The sequence below is a fragment of the Stenotrophomonas sp. Steno-C17 genome (genome assembly GCF_056393165.1).
Window position 1 is genome coordinate 99335 of the sequence record NZ_JBWJPD010000007.1, and the last position, 18746, is coordinate 118080.

The following is an 18746-nucleotide window of genomic DNA, read 5'->3' on the forward strand; positions in this document are numbered from 1 at the left end:
TGGGGGGGATGGTTGCAGGTGGGGTGGGAGCCGGGTGTCAACGCTTGTCGAACCAGACCGTCTGCGCGTTGACGAACTCGCGGATGCCGAAGTGCGAGAGCTCGCGGCCGAAGCCGCTCTTCTTCACGCCACCGATCGGTACCCGCGGATCGGACGCGGAGAAGCCGTTGACGAACACGCCGCCGGTCTGCAGCCGACGCGCCAGCTGCATGGCCCGCGCGCGGTCGCCGCTCCACAGGTTGCCGCTCAGGCCGAACTCGCTCTGGTTGGCCAGCTCCACCGCATGGTCGGCATCGCGGGCGCGGCTGATCGAGGCGACCGGGCCGAAGGTCTCGGTATCGAAGGCCTGCATGCCCGGCTCGACGTCCACCAGCACCGTCGGCGCGTAGAAGGCACCCGGCCGGTCCAGCTGATGCCCACCCACCCGCAGCTGGGCACCGGCGTCCACCGATGCCTGCACCTGTGCGTGCAGCTGGTCCAGCAGGTCCTGGCGGGCCATCGGACCGATGCGGTTGCCCGGCTCGCGACCGTCGCCGATCGTCAGCACCTGCACCTTCTGGCAGAACTGCGCCACGAAACGGTCGTACACCGCGTCTTCGACGATGATGCGCTTGCCGGCAATGCAGACCTGCCCGGTGTTCTGGAAGCGTGAGGCCACGGCCGCATCGACGGCGGCGTCCAGATCGGCGTCGGCCAGCACGATGAACGGATCGGAGCCGCCCAGTTCCAGCACCACCTTCTTCAGCGCCTGCCCGGCCTGGGCGGCGATACTGCGGCCGGCGGCCACGCTGCCGGTAAGGGTGACCGCGGCAATGCGGTCATCGGCAATGGCAGCGCTGGTGCCCTCGCGGCTGATGTTGGCGGCGATGAACGTGCCCTCGGGCAGGCCGGCCTCGCGCCAGGCGGCGTCGAGCAGCCGCGCGGTGCCGACGATGTTCTCGGCCGGCTTCAGCAGGAAGCCGTTGCCGCCCATCAGGATCGGCACCGCCGCGCGCATCACCTGCCAGTACGGGAAATTCCACGGCATGATGCCCAGCACCACGCCCAGCGGCAGGTAGGACACATACGCCTGGTCGCCCGGCACCTGGGTGGGTTCATCGCGCAGGAACGGCGCACCGTGCTCGGCGTACCAGTCGCACAGCACGGCGCATTTCTCGATCTCGGCCAGGGCTTCGGCCTGCACCTTGCCCATTTCAGCCGTGGCCAGCGCGGCCAGCGGTTCGCGGTCACGGCGCAGCACGGCGGCCATGGCGCGCAGCACGCCGGCGCGCTGTTCCAGGGTATGGCCGCTCCAGGCGGCAAAGCCGGCCTGGCCGCGCTGCAGGATCGATTCCAGTTCAGCGGCGCTGGCGAAGGGGTGCTCGGCGATCACCTGGCCGGTGGCCGGGTCGCGGGAGATGGCGGTGGTGGGGGCAGCGGACATGCAGGTCTCCTGTTGTCTCGACAGCGGGCAGGCAGCCCGTGTCCTGCACAGGAATGTGGACCTGTTCGATGGCAGCAACAAGGCGTCTGCTTATCCTGTGACCTGCACTTACCTGTATAGGGAGGGGGGTGGCAGGGCTTGCAGCCCTGCACCCGCTGTAGAGTCGAGCCATGCTCGACTGAAGCAACGTCAAATGCCTGCATTCCATGGGATGGCGGGGCGGTGTGGGTAGGCAGGACACGCCGTTAACCCATCCATGGGGGCTCGTAGGCGCCATCCATGGCGCCTGCGGTCCTGCCTACCCACACCGCCCCGCCTCTGACAGTTCCTCGCGATCTGTCGGAACGGTATGACGCTGCTGGTGGTGGGTGCCGACCGTTGGTCGGCGCGGGGCCCGTCGGAACGGGGATGTGCTCGGGTAGGTGTCGACCTTGGTCGACACAGTAGAGCCACGCCATGCGTGGATGAATCTGTCAGATATCGGAATCAATCTGGGGTCAGAGCCCGTTGCGCAGCAACGGGATCCGACCCCGTGCCGTCCCCACAGATCGCGGGATTCTGTCCGAGGCGGGGCGGTGTCGGATTGCGGGGTGTCAGCCGCATGGATGCGGCTGCCAAGCCTACAAGGACGTACTTGCGGCGTCCCCGCAATCCGACACCGCCCCGCCCACTCGCGAAGCCTGCTCTTGCTGTTGCTCCGGCCGTTGCCGTTGCATTGAGCAGGTGCAGGGCTGCAAGCCCTGCCGCACACCCTCTACCTGCGCGGCAGGTAGGTCACCAACGAAAGGTCATGCCGGCTCTCCGGCACCAGCGCCACGTACTGCAGGTCCAGCAACCCACGCACGGGGTGGTTCAGCTTCTTCGCACCCTCGTCGAAACGACGCACGTCATGCTCGGGCCACCACAGCCGGAACTCCTCGCTGTGCGCCGCAATGTCTTCGGCCAGTGCCAGGAACGGCGCCTTGTCCGGCGCCTGCGCCATCGCCGCACGGAACCCGGCCAGCAGGCCACGGGTCATTTCTTCCCAGTTGAGAATCAACGTGCGGTACGGCGCGTACAGGAACATCAGCCGCAACGTGTTGCGCTCGTGCGGCGGAAACTGGCTGTAATCCACGAACAGCTCAGCGATGGCCGGATTCCAGGCCAGGATATCGAAGCGGGTGTTGCGCACGTAAGCCGGGATCGGCTGCATCGCCTCCACCAGCTGGCGCAGGCCATCGGTCACGCTTTCGTCCGGCGATTCCAGCGGCACGCCGTAGCCGGACAGCGCAAAGGCATACGCGCGCTCGTCATCGCTCAGGCGCAGTACCTTGGCCAGGCGTTCCAGCACTTCCGGCGAAGCACGCACTTCGCGGCCCTGTTCGATCCAGGTGTACCAGCTCACGCTGACCCCGATGGCCAGCGCCACTTCCTCGCGCTTCAGGCCCGGGGTGCGCCGGCGCCCGGCCGGCAGGCCGAGCGTGGCGGGATCGACACGGGCGCGGCAGGCTTTCAGGAAGCCGCCCAGCTCCTTGCGTTCACCTTCACTGCGCATCATCGCCCCCCGTTGCAGGGGACGATGATATCCGCGCAGGCGCGCCGATCAGGCATCGATGCGCTTGGAACCCACGGCCAGGCCGGCCTTCAGGCTGGCCTCGACGAACTCGTCCAGGTCGCCATCCAGCACCTTCTGCGTGTCCGAACGTTCGATGCCGGTGCGCAGGTCCTTGATACGGCTCTGGTCGAGCACGTAGTTGCGGATCTGGCTGCCCCAACCGATGTCGGACTTGGTGGCTTCCACCGCATCCTTTTCGGCGTTGCGCTTCTGGATCTCCAGCTCGTACAGCTTGGCGGCCAGCATCTTCATCGCGTTGTCGCGGTTCTGGTGCTGGCTGCGGCCGGTCTGGCAGGCCACAACGATGTTGGTCGGGATGTGGGTGATACGCACCGCCGACTCGGTCTTGTTCACGTGCTGGCCACCGGCACCGGACGAACGGTACACGTCGGTGCGCAGATCGGCCGGGTTGATGGTGATATCGATGTTGTCATCGATTTCCGGCGACACGAACACCGAGGTGAAGCTGGTGTGGCGGCGGTTGTCCGAGTCGAACGGCGACTTGCGCACCAGGCGGTGCACGCCGGTCTCGGTCTTCAGCCAGCCATAGGCGTAATCGCCTTCCACGCGCAGGGTGGCCGACTTGATGCCCGCGACGTCGCCGCCGGACACTTCCATCAGCTCGGTCTTCCAACCGCGCGACTCGCACCAGCGCAGGTACATGCGCAGCAGGATTTCGGCCCAGTCCTGGGCTTCGGTACCACCGGCACCGGCCTGGATGTCGACGAAGGCCGCCGCATTGTCCATCTCGCCGGAGAACATCCGCTGGAATTCCAGCTTCTCCACGTGCGCCTGGTGCTTGTCCAGATCGGCAACCACGGCCAGGGCGGTGTCTTCGTCCTGTTCGGACTCAGCCAGTTCCAGCAGCTCGGTCGCGTCGGTCAGACCGTCCAGCACCGAGGCGATGCCGCCCACGGTCTTTTCAAGGCTGGAGCGTTCACGGCCCAGGTTCTGCGCGTACTCGGCGTTGTTCCAGACGTCGGGGCTTTCCAGCTCCCGCGTTACTTCTTCAAGACGCTCTTTCTTGGCGTCGTAGTCAAAGATACCCCCTGAGCGACACCACACGATCGGTCAGATCGGCGATGCGCTGGCGGACAGGATTCAGTTCGATCATGTCGGCGGTTATGCACTAAATAGATGACTGCCTATGATACCGCAGGCCGGGGTTCCCGGCATGAGGCCCGCTCCCCCGCCCGCTCGCGCCGACGCCGGGGCCGATCCGGGTCTTGGTAGAGTCGACTGTCAGTCGACTGTTCTCCGTTCAGGTTGTGGTGAATGCCGCGCTGCGCGCGATAGTCGATAGTCGACTGACAGTCGACTCTACCAGCCGGCCCCATGCGCCCCGCCCAGCGCCTGTCGCAGCAACGGCAACTGCCGCCGGCTGCACGGCACCCTCGCCCCGTCCGCCATGTGCAGCAAGGCCTCGCCACCCTCCAGCGGCTCGATCGAGCGCAACTGGTCGCGGTGGATCAGCCAACTGCGGTGGGGACGCAGGAACACCACCGGGTCCAGCCGCTGCTCCAGCGCCGCCATGGTGATCCGCAGCGGGTAGTCGTGCCCGCGTACCCGCAGGTTCACATAGTTCCCGGCGGCCTGGGCGTACTCCACGTCGGCGGTGCCCACCAGGAACTCCTTGCCCAGCTTGCGCACCAGGAAATGCTGCGGGCGCTCGACCGGCTCGACCGGTGGGCCCTCGTCGGGCGGCGCCAGCAGGTGCGCCTCGCCCTGCCGCTGGCGACCGAACCAAGCCACGGCATGCACGGCGATCACCAGCAGGCTGTAGGTCTGTACATCCTTGAAGAACTCGTAGAACCACTGCGCCGGCCAGTCGCCATACACGTAGTGCCGGCCCGCCAGGGCGAAGGCGAGCTTGCGCAGCAGCACCATGGCACTGACATGCAGCAGCCACCAGGCAATGGCCCCCAGAACATAGAAGGCGATCCGGCGTCGCCAGGTATCGGCATGCAGCGGCCATCGTCGCGCCGCCGCCTGCAGCAACGCCAGCAGTCCCAGGGTCGCCAGCGCGCTGCTGAACTCCTCGATGGAGGTCGCCAGCCCGGCAAAGAGCTGCCCGTCGCGGACCGCCCGCATCCACTGCGCCAGCACGTTGCCCGCGGCGGTACAGAGGAACAGCAGCGACCAGAACATCACGTCCTTGCCGGGTCGATACGCCACCTGGGCGGTTGCAGCAGCACGCGCCGCCGGATTTCCATTTTCCATGCCGCCATTGTTGCCCATCCGCACCCGCGTGCATCGGCCATTGGTCCCTGCAGCCCCGCCATTGGACCCAGAACCCCCGCCGCTGCGCCCTTTGCGCTGGTGGGGTGAGGGCCAGCGAGCGAAGGTGCAGCGCCCCCCTGATGCCCAACGCCATGCACCGACGCCACGATCTGGACACCCTGCGTATCGCCGCCTTCGCCCTGTTGATCCTCTACCACGCGGCCATGGCCTACGTGGACGGCTGGGACTTCCACCTGAAAAGCGCCTACACCGCGCAATGGCTGCAATGGCCGATGATCGCCCTGAACCGCTGGCGGATGCCGCTGCTGTTCGCCATCAGCGGCATCGCTCTGGGCATGTCCCTGCCCAACCACGGCCGCCTGCCGCACACCCTGCGCCGCTGCGGGCGCCTGCTGCTGCCTCTGCTGTTCGGCATCGTGGCGGTGGTCTCGCTGCAGGCCTACTGCGAAGCCATGGACAAGGGCGATGTGGCGCCAGGGCTTGGCCGGTTCCTGTGGCGGTACTGGCAGTTCCGGCCATGGCCGGGCGCGCACTTCACCGGCTCCCAGTACGGCTTCACCTGGAACCACCTGTGGTATCTGGCCTACCTGCTGCCCTACACCGTGCTGGCCGTGGTGCTGGCCAGCCTGCTGCGACCGGCAGCCAAGGCGCTGCCTGACCTGGCGGTAGGAGACCGCCTGTTGGGGGCCGCGCTGCTGGTGCTCCCTGTGGTCTGGCTGAGCTGGGCGCTGTTGGTGCTGATGCCGCGCTGGCCGCCCACCCATGCGTTGCTGGACGACGTCTACGTGCGCGCCGAGTCGCTGCCGCTGTTTCTGGGCGGCTTCCTTGCCGCACGCTGGCAGCGCGGCTGGAACCTGCTGGTGCGCGGCCGCCGGCTGACCCTTGGCCTGGCCGTGCTGGGGCTGAGCCTGGAACTGGGCATCCGCGCGCTGGCCCGACTGCCGGAGGCGGGCAACGTCAACCCGTGGATCCTGGCGCTGCCGTGGGCGCAGACCGAACGCGTCGGCCGCGCGCTCTACACCTGGTGCATGGTGCTGGCGCTGTTCGGCTGGGCCCGTGTGCTGTTGTCGCGCCCGTGGCCGGGCCTGGCCTACTGCCGCGAGGCGGTGTTCAGCTGGTACATCCTGCACCAGACCGTGTTGATCGTGCTGCTGTATGCGCTGCGACCACTGCAGTTGGGGCCGTGGCTGGAACCGGCGCTGCTGGTGGCCGGCACCGTCGGCGGCTGCCTGTTGATCCACGAACTGTTGATCCGTCGCGCGCGTTGGCTGCGCCCCCTGTTCGGACTGCGCGCCCATCCGCTATCGTCTGCCACTGCACGCGCCGCACCGGCGCAGTGAGGAAAACGGATGTTCCAGACGCAGTGGCACCTGTGGTTGCAGCACACCTTCGACGCCAACTGGATGCTGGCGGTGATGCAGTTCATCAGCCTGCTCGGCTACGAGTTGGGCTATACCGCGCTGATCCTGGTGTGCGCCTTCGGCGCGCGACTGCGCGCGGGCCTGTGCGTGATGCTGGCGGTGCTGCTGATGGCCTGCGCCACGCATGCGATCAAACAGAGCGCCGCCCTGCCCCGCCCCTCCGACGTGGATGCGGCGGTACTGGACAAGGGCGAGCCCTCGCACCCGTTCGTGGTCGATGGCGGTGCCCGCACGTTCTGGTCGCTGCCCGATGCGCAGGCCACGGCAATGCTGCGTGCGCAGCCGCACGCCGACTATGGTTTCAACAGCGGGCACGTGGGCATCACCACCGCCGCCTGCGTCAGCCTGCTGCTGGCGTTCGGCATCCGCCGGCGATGGCTGCGCTGGGTGCTGGTGCTGGGTTGGCCGTTGCTGATGGCGATTTCGCGCATGTACCTGGGGCGGCACTTCCTGGCCGACGTGGTGGCGGGGTGGCTGATCGGCATCGGTGTGGCCGTGCTGGCCTGGCAGCTGATGCCGGGGCTGCGTGGGGCGCGCCGATGGCAGTTGCCGGCGCTGCTGAGCCTGGGCGTGGCATTGGCGTGGGCATCTTTGTGGACCCCCTTGGTGCCGCTGGGCGAAGCCTCGCGCCTGCTGGCACTGGCCCTGCTGGTCGCGTGGCTGCAGTGGCGCGGCTGGCCGGTTGATCCACAGGGCATCGTGCAGCGGGTGGTGCGCGTGCTGGGCGTGGTGGTGATCTACCTGCTGGCGCGGCCGTTGATTGATTGGTTGGCGACCCGCATTCCGCTGCCCGATCTGCCGATGACCGAATTGCTCTGGCATAGCGTTGGCACCCTGCTGATCCTCGGCGGCGGCGTGGCGCTGGCGCGGTGGATTCCGCGCAGCCACGCCATGCGTGAATGACCTGGTTCGGTAGCGCCGGGCCATGCCCGGCGGGCGCGGTGGATTCTGCTCAGCCACGCATGGCGTGGCGCTACTGGACTTCGAATTCGCCTACCAGGATGGTCTCCGAGCGGTCCTTCAGGCGCATCGTGACCGTCTGGTCCTGCTGCTTCGGCGTGCCCCAATGGGTGGTCAGGCGCAGCATCAGGGTCGTCGCACCGGTCACCAGTTGCTGGCGGCTGCCGAAGTAGTTGGCCTCCACCTTGTACTTTCCGGGCTTGGCATCGCGCAGCGAGAACTGCTCGGGGCCATAGCCGCCGGTGAAGTCCTGCGACATCTGCCCGCCCTGCCAGGTCAGGCGGTTGCCGTAGTACGCACGCTCGCCATTCGGGTCGGTCACCCACAGGTCCATGTCGCTGTTGTCGGCATCCCAGGCCAGCACCACGCGCAGGTCCAGTGGCATGGCCTGCAGCAGTCGCGGATCGATGCCGCGGGTATCCAGCCGCGGCGTGCTGCGTGCGACCAGGTTGGTCAGCTCATCCAGCACGATCAGCGCGATGCCGTCAAAGCGCTGATCCCACGGGCGCACCACCACCTGGTACAGCGGGTCCAGTGCCTGCTGCGGCTTGCCGGCCGCCGCCAGGGCCAGGCCCAGATCGCGGAAACTCTGCGGCTCTTCCTGGCCCATCGCCAACACCTGTTCGAACACCGGTACCGCCAGTGCGGGCGCATGCGCCTGCATCAGCCGATAGCCAAGCACGCGCAGCAGGTGCCGGTTGTCCAGGTCCATCTCGGCCAGGTTGGACAACACACGCAGCGCCAGTTCGCGCTGGCCCTGTTCCAGCAACAGATCGGCCACGTCAAGGAAGAACGCACTGCTGTCCGCGTGTGCATCACGTTCGGCCAGGTAGCGGTCGTACAGCTGCGCGGGCGGGCCCTGGCGCAGGCGCCGGGCGATAGCCGAGTCCGGCTGCCAGGCGGCCAACTGGATCCCGAGCTCGCCCGCGTTGGCCGCACCGGCACGGCCGCTGGTGACGGCGAGCACATCCAACGCGCTGGCCGAGGCGGAGGCCGGGCGACGGGCGCGCGCGCTGCTGGCCTGCACGCGCTGCTCGGCTGCCGCCGCCATCGGTGCGGGCGCCGGCGGAGCCGGTGGCGCGGGGGCGGCCAGCATCGCCACCGGCGCGGCGCCGGCCGCCGAATCGGCCGCTGCCACCTCCATCGTACTGACGCTCACCGGCGGCGGTGCGCCCTTGGGCCAGCTGCGGCTCCACCACTGATGCCGCTCCTTCCAACGGCTGGCGACCTGATCCAGACGCTCGCGGTCGGCGGCTGCGCGATCAACCACCTGCCGTGCGAAGCGGGCGTCATAGTCGGCACGCAGCGCGCCCGACGGACGGATGGCATAGCGCAGGTAGTCGTCCAGCGTTTCCAGCACGATCAGCGAAGTGTCCGGCCCGACCAGGCCAAACTGCTGTGACAAGCGCTGCATCGCCTCGCGGTTGCTGCGCCGGTCCAGCGCCAGCTGCTGCAGGCGCGCCTGCGCCCACAGTCCCGCCAGCAGCGCATCGTCACCGCTGCGAGTGGTTGCCGGCAGCGCCTGCCAGGGGCCGCCGTCGATGCGCACCCGCATCGGCACGCCGTCGGCGGCCAGACGAGCGTGCAGCCACAGCCAGCCCTGCGCTTCGCTGCGGCGATCGATCACCACGTCCTGCACGCCGCGACCGGCATCGATCTGCACATCCAGCGGCGCCGACAGCAGTTCGCGCGCGGCGGCGTCCACGTCCGTTCCCTGCGCGACGAAACGACCACCATGGGATTCGCTCCAACCGCGCAGGCGCGGGCTGTCGGTGCGGGCACCGGCGCTGCTGATCGCAAACAATCGCTGCCCCTCGGCCAGTGCAGGCAAGGCTTCCGGCCCGTAGGTCAGCAGTCCGTCACTGACCAGCAGGTATTCCTTTACGCCGGGCTGCGGCTGCCAGTTGGCCAGCGCGCTGGCGCCATCGGGGCGCACCGCCTGCAGGGCCTGCCGCAGTGCACTCCAATCACCCTTGTGGATGCGGAAGCGGCGTTCGGCGTCCGGGCGGTCGCGCAGCACGGTCAGCATGACGTTGCCTTCGTCCATCGCCGCGAAGTAGCGGTCCAGCAGCGCGAATTCGCGCGTGCGGTCGCGCTGCCCAGCCGAACCGGAGCCATCCCAGAGCAGGCCCACCTCGCGCGGCGGCGTGCGCGGCGTGGTGCGTGTAGCTACCGGCAGCTGTGCCAGCAGGTAATGACCGTCCTGCCCGTTCGCCACCTGCACCTGTGCCTGGCGCGCGGCCGGCAAGGTCCACTGCAGTTGCGCCGGCAGTTGTGCGCCGCGGCCCTGCCAGTGCAGTTGGCCCGCTTCAATGCGGAACGGTGCCGCGCCCGCCGTCGCGTGGCCCGGCGCCTGCAGCCTCAGCTCCACCGATGCCGCGCCCGCGGCGAACTGCAGTGGCAGCGCCCAGTGCCAGCCGTTGCCGGCGTAGGCCAGCGGCTCGCGAATCACCAGCTGCACCCGGCGGCTGCCACCGGCAGGCAGTGGGTAGACGCGCAGGCGGAACTGGTTGCCCGCCGTCTGTTCCAGCAGGCCCGGATCGACGCCACGGCGCGCAATCTCCTCGAACACCTGGCGGCCGCGGTCCTTCGGCACCGGCACCGCGTCACGCATCTCGCCATTGATATCCAACGCGAAGCCGCTGATCTGCTGGCCATCGCCCAAGGGGAACTGCAGCTCGCCCTCCAGCACGCGGCTGTTCGGGTTGTGGAATTCTAGGGTGATGCGGGTCTGCGCGATGCCGGCCTGCACTTCGCCCTCGATGCGGGCCTGGCGCAGCAGCACCGGTCGTTCGGCGGCCGGGGCAACCAGCAAGGGCGGGCTGGGTTGCGGGCGCGTGATGCGGGGCGACTGCGCGTCGACGGACCCGGCCGCCGCCATCAGCACCAACAACAGGACACGACGGGCAGACTGCATGGCACGGCTCCACTGGGATCGTGGACGGTTCAACGCACCACCACGCCAGGTGGGGTTAGCGGTCGAGCGTCGATGCATCCCGCCGGGCATGGCCCGGCGCTACCGCAGCGTGCGGGGCTCCTGGTAGCGCCGGGCTATGCCCGGCGAACGCAAAGCGCGGCGCCCCGCCATCAGGCGGGCAGGCAATGCTCCACGATCAGCTGGATCGCGGTGCCGCCGCGGTAGTCATCGCAGGCCAGCCGGTAGGCCAGATGCACGTAGCGGCCGGGCGCATTGCCATGCCAGCCGCCAAAATGGATGGCATTGATCGTGCCGGCAACGCCAGGCAGGCGCAGTTCCAGCTTCAGATGCCGCTCTTTCAGTACACGCCAGTTGGCCACTTCGAAATGGCCGTCGAACAGCGGCTCGGGGAAGCCCTGCCCCCACGGTCCGGCCAGGCGCAGGGCATCGGCGTGGCGATGGTCGAGTTCGTTGGGGGCCAGTTCGCCATCGCTCAGCACCTGCTGTTGCAGCGCCGCCGGGTCCAGCACCTCCTGCACGATGGTCACGAAGGCGGCCTCGAAGTCCGCCAGGTGGTCCAGGCGCAGGCTGAGGCCGGCCGCCATGGCGTGGCCGCCGAAGCGCTCGATCAAGGTGGGATGGCGCGCATCAACCAGCGCCAGCACGTCACGGATATGCAGGCCGGGGATGGATCGCGCAGATCCGCGCAGCGTGTCGGCACCCGGCTCGGCCGGGGCAAAGGCAATCACCGGCCGATGCAGGCGGTCCTTCATTTTCGACGCCACCAGGCCGACCACGCCGGGGTGCCACTCGGCGTCGAACAGGCATGCCGCGACCGGGCGCTGGCCCTGCTCGTGCAGCACCACGCGCGACAACGCCTGCTCGGCGTCATCGGTCATCGACTGTTGCACCGCGCGGCGTTCCGAATTGATCTGCTCCAGGGTCTGGGCGATCTCGCGCGCCTGGCGCGGGTCTTCGGTCAGCAGCAAAGCGATACCCAGCGCCATGTCCTCCAGCCGCCCGGCCGCGTTCAGGCGCGGGCCCAAGGCGAAACCGATATCGGTGGACGTCAGGCGCGCGGCGTCGCGTCCGCTGGCTTCGATCAGCGCCTTCAGGCCGACGCAGCCCTGCCCCGCGCGCAACCGGCGCAGACCGGCACTGACCAGCGCACGATTGTTGGCATCCAGTGCAACCAGATCGGCCACGGTACCCACCGCCACCAGGTCCAGCAGCGTGGTCAGGTCCGGGCCCTTGCCATCGGCGAACACGCCGGCCTCGCGCATGCGACGGCGCAGGGCCATCAGCACGTAGAAGATGACACCAACCCCGGCCAGCGACTTGCTGGGGAAATCGTCACCGTCCAGATTCGGATCGACGATGACATCGGCCGGCGGCAGCTGCGGCCCCGGCAGGTGATGATCGGTGACCAGCACCTGCCAACCGCGCGCCTTGGCGGCGTTGACACCGGCGTGGCAGGCAATGCCGTGGTCCACCGTGACCAGCAGGTCCGGCTGCAGGACCGCCAGTTCGTCCACCAGCGACGGCGACAGGCCGTAGCCATGCACCATGCGGTTGGGCACCGCGTGGAAGACGTGCTGCGCACCCAGCATGCGCAGGCCGCGCACACCGACGGCGCAGGCGGTGGCCCCATCGCAGTCGAAATCGCCGACGACCAGGATGCACTTGTCGTTGGCGATTGCATCGACCAGCAGGTCGACCGCAGCATCGATGCCGGTCAGCAGTTCGGGCGCATGCAGGTTGCCCAGGCGCGGCAACGCCAGTTCGGGCGTCAGCGCACCGCGATTGGCGTACAGGCGCGCCAGCAGCGGCAGGGTGTCATCCGGCCAGGCACCCGGCTGCACCGGCTCGCGGCGGCGGATCTGCAGGGTATCGGACACGGGCAGCGCAGCATCGGCGGCAAGGGACATCGGCATCGCCGGGTTGCGGAAGACGCCTCCATGATAGCGCGGGGTCAGATCCCTCTGCTCGCAGAGGGCTCTGACCCCATCGGAATCATTTGGAATCGATCGCCATTTATTTCATGCTTGTCGGCCCCGAAATGGATTTCTCTTCATGCGCCACACTTTGTTCCTGGCCCTCGCCCTCGCCCCGGCCGCCCACGCGGCTGCATCCGATCCGAAGGCCGGCGTCGATTTCACCCACAACGACTGGTCACTGGCCTGCGACAACACCCGCACCTGCCGCGCAGCCGGCTACAGCCCGGAAGACCCCGGCAACCTGCTCAGCCTGATGCTGGAGCGTGCGGGCGGCCCCGGCACCCAGGTCGTCGCCCGGCTGCGCAATGGCGAGGGCGATGACCCGTCGCCCACCGGAGCGCTGCGCCTGCGCCTGAACGGCAAGGACCTGGGCCCGGTGCGCGATACCGGCGAGGGCGAGAAGGTGCTGCTGCAGCAGGCACAGACCGATGCACTGGTCGCCGCCCTGCCCCGCCAGGCGCGCATCGAGATCATCGATGGCAAGGGCAAGGCCTGGCCGATTTCGGACAGCGGCGCGACGGCTGTGCTGCTGAAGATGGACGAAGCGCAGGGCCGCCTGGGTACGCCGGGCGCGCTGGTGCGCCGGGGAGACAAGGCCGAGGCCAGCGTGCCGGCGGCGCTGCCGATGCCGGTGGTGGTGCACGGCAAGCTGGCGCCGGCGCGCAGCACCGATGCCGCCCTGGCCGACGCACCGGGCCTGCGCAAGGCACTGCTGGCCAGCCTGCCCAACGCGGATGAATGCCGCCGCCTGAGCGAAGGCGAGAAGGACGAGATCGACATCGTGCGCCTGGACGCCTCGCACGTACTGGCCAGCACCAGCTGCTTCATGGGCGCCTACAACTTCAGCAGCGGCTACTGGGTGGTGCAGGACAAGGCACCGTACCAGGCGCACTTCGTCACCTCCGATGCGGAGGATTTCGACACCGAGGACATGGCGCTGCGTGGCCGCTTCCGTGGTCGCGGCATCGGCGATTGCTTCTCCGGCCATGACTGGGTGTGGGATAGCCAGCGCTTCGTGAAAACCAGCGCGTTCACCACGGGCCAGTGCCGTGGCGTGGCCGGTGGGCATTGGACGCTGCCGACGATCGTCAGCACGGTGAAGTAAGGCGCCCTGCCCGCCCCTGTAGAGTCGAGCCATGCTCGACTGATCCCAACGTGCCAACCAAGGTTGGCACCTACGGGGGCGTGGCGTGCCAACCAAGGTTGGCACCTACCGGGGCGTGGCGTGCCAACCAAGGTTGGCACCTACCGGGGCGTGGCGTGCCAACCAAGGTTGGCACCTACCGGGGCGCGGCGTGCCAACCAAGGTTGGCACCTACCGGGGCGTGGCGTGCCAACCAAGGTTGGCACCTACCGGGGCGCGGCGTGCCGACCAAGGTTGGCACCTACCGCATGGGGGGTCAGAGCCCGTTGCGCAGCAACGGGATCTGACCCCGCTCAGTCGTGCAGCTGGCGGGGCTTCTTCCAGAATTGCCAGCGCTGGCCGCGATCGAGGCGGAACTGCAGGCCGTCTTCGAAATCCAGCACGAGATGCTGCAGTTCGCCGCGACGCAGTGCCGCCAGGAGCGGAACAATCGCTTCGCTGCCCAGCTGCTGCAGCGAGCGCAGTTGCCGCAGGTCCACCAGGGCATCCACGGCCTGCTCGCCGTCCACCGCCACACCGGCGGCCTGGGCCAGGCCCTGCAGCAGCGCGTCGCGGCTGCGCACCTGGGCATGCGCGGTGGTCACCGAAACAGGCATCACGCCGCCACCCCAGAACCACAGCGAATTGATCGGCTGTTGCCCCTGCGCGGCACGCTGCTGGTTCCAGGAATGGTTGTGCAACAGCACCTGCGCCTCGGTCATCAGCGCACGCCAGCGGCGACCGGCCGGGCCTTCGGGCAGGTGCGAGAACAGATCATCACCCAGCACATCGTCGGGGCTGTCGAAGTCGGGCAGCTCGATGTCGATGGGCAGGCGCAGGTACCAGCGCGCCGGGTCCGGGGCATCCAACACGAAACCTGCATCGGCGAACAACGGCTGCAGTACCGGCAGCAGGGCCAGACTGTCGGCCAGGGTGGGCCGCAGCGTTTCGCCGTGCCCCATCATTCGTGCGCCGTGCATGTCCGGCACCATGCAGGCCGGGTCGGCCCGCAGCCAGCAGGCGCCGGCGGCATCGCCGACATCGCGCTGGCGGGTCAGTGCGGCCACCGGCCAGTGCGGCGCGGCCACGCTGAAATGGCGTTGCAGCTGGGCACGTTCGCCCGCGTCCAGCTGCACGGCGGTGGCGCGGCCCAGGGCGCGCGCCACCTCGTCAGGCAATGCAGCCGCCGCAAAGCGGCTGCGCGCCGGCAACAACAGGGTCGCCGTTGCCACCCGGTCAGTCCAGGTAGCTGACGCTGACGATTTCGTACTCGCGCTGGCCGGCCGGCGCGTCGATCACGATCGAATCGCCTTCCAGCTTGCCGATCATCGCGCGGGCCACCGGCGAGGAAATGGCGATCAGGCCCTGCTTGATGTCCGCTTCCAGGTCGCCGACGATCTGGTACTTCTTCTCTTCGTCGGTTTCCACGTCGGCCAGGGTCACGCTGGCGCCGAACACCACCTTGGAGCCGGCGTTGAGCTTGCTCACGTCGATGATTTCGGCGTGCGACAGCTCACCTTCCAGCTGCTTGATGCGGCCTTCGATGAAACCCTGTTCCTCGCGCGCGGCGTGGTATTCGGCGTTTTCCTTCAGGTCACCGTGCTCACGCGCCTCGGCAATGGCAGCGATGACCTTCGGACGCTTGACCGACTTCAGGTGGTCCAGTTCGTCGCGCAGCTTCTGCGCGCCCTTCATGGTGATGGGGGCTCTCATGCATTCAACTCCTTGTGCAGTTCCTGCAGCGACCAGACGGGGCCGGTGCCACGGAATTCCAGTGAATCCACCAGCGCCTTGGCGCCGGCAATGGTGGTCGAGTAGGTGACGCGGTGCTGCAGCGCCTCGCGACGGATCGAGAACGAGTCGTTGATCGCCGCACGGCCTTCGGTCGTGTTGACGATGTAGACGATCTCGCCGTTCTTGATCGAATCGACGATGTGCGGACGGCCTTCCACCACCTTGTTGATGATTTCGCAGTCCATGCCGTGCTGCTGCAGCCACGCGGCGGTGCCACGGGTGGCCACCAGGCTGTAGCCACGCGCCAGCAGGGCCTTGGCCACCGGCAGCACGCGCTTCTTGTCCGGGTCACGCACCGAAACGAAGGCCTTGCCGATCGGCGGGGCCTTGATGCTGCCCGCTTCCTGTGCACGCGCAAAGGCGGCGTTGAAGGTGCGGCCCACGCCCATCACTTCACCGGTGGAGCGCATTTCCGGCCCCAGGATCGGATCGACGCCCTGGAACTTGGCGAACGGGAAGATCGCTTCCTTCACCGAGTAGTAATCCGGCACGATTTCCTTGGTGGCGCCCTGCTCTTGCAGGGTCTTGCCGGCCATGCAGCGCGCGGCGATCTTGGCCAGCGCCATGCCGGTGGCCTTGGACACGAACGGCACCGTACGCGAGGCGCGCGGGTTCACCTCCAGCAGGTAGATGGTGTCATCACCGTCTTCGCTGGTCTGGATCGCGAACTGGGTGTTCATCAGGCCAACCACGTTCAGGGCCTTGGCCAGCTCCACCACCTGGCGGCGCAGCTCAGCCTGGGTCTTGGCCGACAGCGAGTACGGCGGCAGCGAGCAGGACGAGTCACCCGAGTGCACGCCGGCTTCTTCGATGTGCTCCATCACGCCGCCGATCAGGACGTTGCCATCCTTGTCGGCGATGATGTCCACGTCGCATTCCACGGCGTTGTCCAGGAAGCGGTCCAGCAGCACCGGCGAATCGTTGGACACCTTCACCGCGTCGCGCACGTAGCGGGCCAGGTCGGATTCACCATAGACGATTTCCATCGCACGGCCGCCCAGCACGTAGCTCGGGCGCACCACCAGCGGGTAGCCGATCTCGCGGGCCAGCAGCAGGGCTTCCTGGTCGTTGCGGGCGATGCGGTTCGGCGGCTGCTTCAGGCCCAGCTTGTCGACCAGCTGCTGGAAGCGCTCACGGTCTTCGGCCAGGTCGATCGAGTCCGGGCTGGTGCCGATCACCGGCACGCCGTTGGCTTCCAGTGCGCGTGCCAGCTTCAGCGGGGTCTGGCCGCCGTACTGCACGATCACGCCCTTGGGCTGTTCCAGCTCGACGATCTCCAGCACGTCTTCCAGGGTCAGCGGCTCGAAGTACAGGCGGTCGGAGGTGTCGTAGTCGGTCGAGACGGTTTCCGGGTTGCAGTTGACCATGATGGTTTCATAGCCATCCTCGCGCAGCGCCAGTGCCGCGTGCACGCAGCAGTAGTCGAACTCGATGCCCTGGCCGATGCGGTTCGGGCCACCGCCCAGGATCATGATCTTGTCGCGGTTGGTCGGCGCGGCCTCGCACTCATCCTCGTAGGTCGAGTACAGGTAGGCGGTACCGGTGGAGAACTCACCGGCGCAGGAGTCCACGCGCTTGTAGACCGGGCGCACCTTGTGCGCACGACGCAGCGCGCGGATGGCCGCTTCGTTGGTGCCGGTCAGCTGGGCCAGGCGCGCATCGGAGAAACCAGCGCGCTTGAGCTTGCGCAGGCGCGCAGCGTCCAGCGCGTCGATGCCACCGGCAGCCACCTCGCCTTCAGCGGCGATGATCTCTTCGATCTGGTCCAGGAACCAATGGTCGATGAAGGACAGCGCGTAGATGTCTTCCACGCTCATGCCGGCGCGGAACGCATCGGCCACGTAGAACAGACGCTCCGGGCCCGGGGCCTTCAGCTCGCGCCGCAGGGTCTGCAGGTCATCTTCGCTGCTCAGGTCCAGGCCGGTCGGGTCGAAGCCGACCTTGCCGGTTTCCAGGCCACGCAGGGCCTTCTGCACCGACTCCTGGAACGTGCGGCCCATGGCCATCACTTCGCCCACCGACTTCATCTGGGTGGTCAGGCGCGCATCGGCGGCCGGGAACTTCTCGAAGGCAAAACGCGGAATCTTGGTGACCACGTAATCGATGGACGGCTCGAACGAGGCCGGGGTCAGGCCGCCGGTGATTTCGTTCTTCAGTTCGTCCAGGGTGTAGCCCACGGCCAGCTTGGCGGCGACCTTGGCGATCGGGAAGCCGGTGGCCTTGGAGGCCAGCGCCGAGGAACGCGACACGCGCGGGTTCATCTCGATCACGACCACGCGGCCGGTCTTCGGGTTGATGCCGAACTGCACGTTCGAGCCACCGGTGTCCACGCCGATCTTGCGCAGCACGGCGATGGAGGCATCGCGCAAGCGCTGGTATTCCTTGTCGGTCAGGGTCTGTGCCGGGGCCACGGTGATCGAGTCACCGGTGTGCACGCCCATCGGGTCGAGGTTTTCGATCGAGCAGACGATGATGCAGTTGTCCGCGGTATCGCGGACCACTTCCATCTCGAATTCCTTCCAGCCCAGCACCGACTCTTCCACCAGCACTTCGGTGGTCGGCGACAGCTCCAAGCCGCGGCTGACGATCTCGACCAGTTCTTCGCGGTTGTAGGCGATGCCGCCACCGCTGCCGCCCAGGGTGAAGCTGGGGCGGATGATGGTCGGGTAACCGACGCGGGTCTGGATCTCCAGCGCTTCGTCCAGGGTGTGGGCGACGGCGGCGGTCGGGCACTCCAGGCCGATCTCGCCCATGGCCACGCGGAACAGCTCGCGGTCCTCGGCCATGCGGATCGCTTCGCGCTTGGCACCGATCAGTTCGACGTTGTACTTCTCCAGCACGCCGTTGTCGGCCAGGTCCAGCGCGCAGTTCAGCGCGGTCTGGCCACCCATGGTCGGCAGCAGTGCGTCCGGCTTTTCCTTGGCGATGATCTTCTCGACCGTCTGCCAGTTGATCGGCTCGATGTAGACGGCGTCGGCCATCTCCGGGTCGGTCATGATGGTGGCCGGGTTGCTGTTGACCAGCACCACGCGGTAACCCTCGTCACGCAGGGCCTTGCAGGCCTGCGCGCCGGAATAGTCGAATTCACAGGCCTGGCCGATGACGATCGGGCCAGCACCGATGATGAGAATGGTCTTGAGGTCAGTGCGCTTGGGCATTTTCTTCTCTAAGTCAGTACAGCGTGACAAGGGGGAGTGATCGCACGCTGTCGATCAGGAATCTTGATCCGCAGCGCCGCGCCAGGGGCAGCAGCGATGCGGGGGCTTACGGTCCATC

At 67.8% G+C, this 18746-nt stretch carries 12 protein-coding genes; 3 read left to right on the plus strand and 9 right to left on the minus strand.

The window, feature by feature from the left end; genetic code table 11:
• Window positions 1-37 precede the first annotated feature (37 nt).
• From AC06FA_RS08415 to AC06FA_RS08430, 4 genes are all read right to left on the minus strand, one after another.
• Window positions 38-1423, minus strand: a complete 1386-nt coding sequence (locus tag AC06FA_RS08415; protein ID WP_478067900.1) for an NAD-dependent succinate-semialdehyde dehydrogenase — start codon at window positions 1421-1423, stop codon at window positions 38-40.
• Window positions 1424-2177: 754 nt separating this feature from the next.
• Window positions 2178-2960: a helix-turn-helix transcriptional regulator gene (locus AC06FA_RS08420; RefSeq protein ID WP_478067901.1), complete on the minus strand. Its 783-nt coding sequence runs from the start codon at window positions 2958-2960 to the stop codon at window positions 2178-2180.
• A 45-nt stretch (window positions 2961-3005) separates the two neighbouring features.
• Window positions 3006-4131 (minus strand): peptide chain release factor 2 gene (gene prfB, locus AC06FA_RS08425; protein WP_108749502.1). Its coding sequence is split into 2 segments (ribosomal slippage): window positions 3006-4055 and window positions 4057-4131, totalling 1125 coding nucleotides; the frame shifts between segments, so codons are not numbered across the junction.
• Window positions 4132-4337: 206 nt separating this feature from the next.
• Complete coding sequence (locus AC06FA_RS08430; protein ID WP_478067902.1) at window positions 4338-5237, minus strand: LytTR family DNA-binding domain-containing protein; 900 nt, start codon at window positions 5235-5237, stop codon at window positions 4338-4340.
• Window positions 5238-5389: 152 nt separating this feature from the next.
• Between AC06FA_RS08430 and AC06FA_RS08435 the strand changes: the two genes are divergently transcribed.
• Together AC06FA_RS08435 and AC06FA_RS08440 are read left to right on the plus strand one after the other, a co-directional pair.
• The gene (locus AC06FA_RS08435) at window positions 5390-6598 is read left to right on the plus strand and encodes an acyltransferase family protein (RefSeq protein ID WP_478067903.1); all 1209 of its coding nucleotides are present in this window, start codon (window positions 5390-5392) and stop codon (window positions 6596-6598) included.
• Window positions 6599-6607: 9 nt separating this feature from the next.
• A complete protein-coding gene (locus AC06FA_RS08440) occupies window positions 6608-7582 on the plus strand; it encodes a phosphatase PAP2 family protein (protein WP_478067904.1) in 975 nt (324 codons plus the stop codon).
• 70 nt (window positions 7583-7652) lie between these two features.
• Here AC06FA_RS08440 and AC06FA_RS08445 read toward each other — a convergent pair whose 3' ends face one another.
• Window positions 7653-10556, minus strand: a complete 2904-nt coding sequence (locus AC06FA_RS08445; RefSeq protein ID WP_478067905.1) for a VIT domain-containing protein — start codon at window positions 10554-10556, stop codon at window positions 7653-7655.
• Window positions 10557-10726: 170 nt separating this feature from the next.
• Window positions 10727-12484, minus strand: a complete 1758-nt coding sequence (gene recJ / locus AC06FA_RS08450; protein WP_478067906.1) for a single-stranded-DNA-specific exonuclease RecJ — start codon at window positions 12482-12484, stop codon at window positions 10727-10729.
• Between the two features lie 145 nt (window positions 12485-12629).
• Here recJ and AC06FA_RS08455 point away from each other — a divergent pair, with 145 nt between their 5' ends.
• Complete coding sequence (locus AC06FA_RS08455; protein ID WP_478067907.1) at window positions 12630-13658, plus strand: DUF1176 domain-containing protein; 1029 nt, start codon at window positions 12630-12632, stop codon at window positions 13656-13658.
• A 332-nt stretch (window positions 13659-13990) separates the two neighbouring features.
• On the opposite strand, the gene AC06FA_RS08460 is transcribed toward AC06FA_RS08455, so the two are convergent.
• Genes AC06FA_RS08460 through carB form a run of 3 tightly spaced genes read right to left on the minus strand, consistent with a single transcriptional unit; the run spans window position 13991 to window position 18628 of the window.
• The gene (locus AC06FA_RS08460) at window positions 13991-14908 is read right to left on the minus strand and encodes a phosphoglycerate mutase (RefSeq protein WP_478067908.1); all 918 of its coding nucleotides are present in this window, start codon (window positions 14906-14908) and stop codon (window positions 13991-13993) included.
• 4 nt (window positions 14909-14912) lie between these two features.
• Window positions 14913-15377 carry a transcription elongation factor GreA gene (greA, locus tag AC06FA_RS08465; RefSeq protein WP_303639167.1) on the minus strand — a complete coding sequence of 155 codons (465 nt, stop codon included), beginning with the start codon at window positions 15375-15377 and terminating at the stop codon, window positions 14913-14915.
• 8 nt (window positions 15378-15385) lie between these two features.
• Window positions 15386-18628, minus strand: coding sequence for a carbamoyl-phosphate synthase large subunit (gene carB, locus AC06FA_RS08470; RefSeq protein WP_478067909.1), 3243 nt, complete (start codon window positions 18626-18628; stop codon window positions 15386-15388).
• Between the last annotated feature and the right edge of the window lie 118 nt (window positions 18629-18746).

What these genes read in the sequence shown, in the direction of transcription:
- AC06FA_RS08455 (WP_478067907.1), top strand. Translation starts at nt 12,630, where the DNA reads ATGCGCCACACTTTGTTCCTGGCCCTCGCCCTCGCCCCGGCCGCCCAC.
- AC06FA_RS08445 (WP_478067905.1), bottom strand. Translation starts at nt 10,556, where the DNA reads ATGCAGTCTGCCCGTCGTGTCCTGTTGTTGGTGCTGATGGCGGCGGCC.
- AC06FA_RS08435 (WP_478067903.1), top strand. Translation starts at nt 5,390, where the DNA reads ATGCACCGACGCCACGATCTGGACACCCTGCGTATCGCCGCCTTCGCC.
- AC06FA_RS08440 (WP_478067904.1), top strand. Translation starts at nt 6,608, where the DNA reads ATGTTCCAGACGCAGTGGCACCTGTGGTTGCAGCACACCTTCGACGCC.
- AC06FA_RS08415 (WP_478067900.1), bottom strand. Translation starts at nt 1,423, where the DNA reads ATGTCCGCTGCCCCCACCACCGCCATCTCCCGCGACCCGGCCACCGGC.
- AC06FA_RS08430 (WP_478067902.1), bottom strand. Translation starts at nt 5,237, where the DNA reads ATGGAAAATGGAAATCCGGCGGCGCGTGCTGCTGCAACCGCCCAGGTG.
- AC06FA_RS08420 (WP_478067901.1), bottom strand. Translation starts at nt 2,960, where the DNA reads ATGATGCGCAGTGAAGGTGAACGCAAGGAGCTGGGCGGCTTCCTGAAA.
- carB (WP_478067909.1), bottom strand. Translation starts at nt 18,628, where the DNA reads ATGCCCAAGCGCACTGACCTCAAGACCATTCTCATCATCGGTGCTGGC.
- recJ (WP_478067906.1), bottom strand. Translation starts at nt 12,484, where the DNA reads ATGTCCCTTGCCGCCGATGCTGCGCTGCCCGTGTCCGATACCCTGCAG.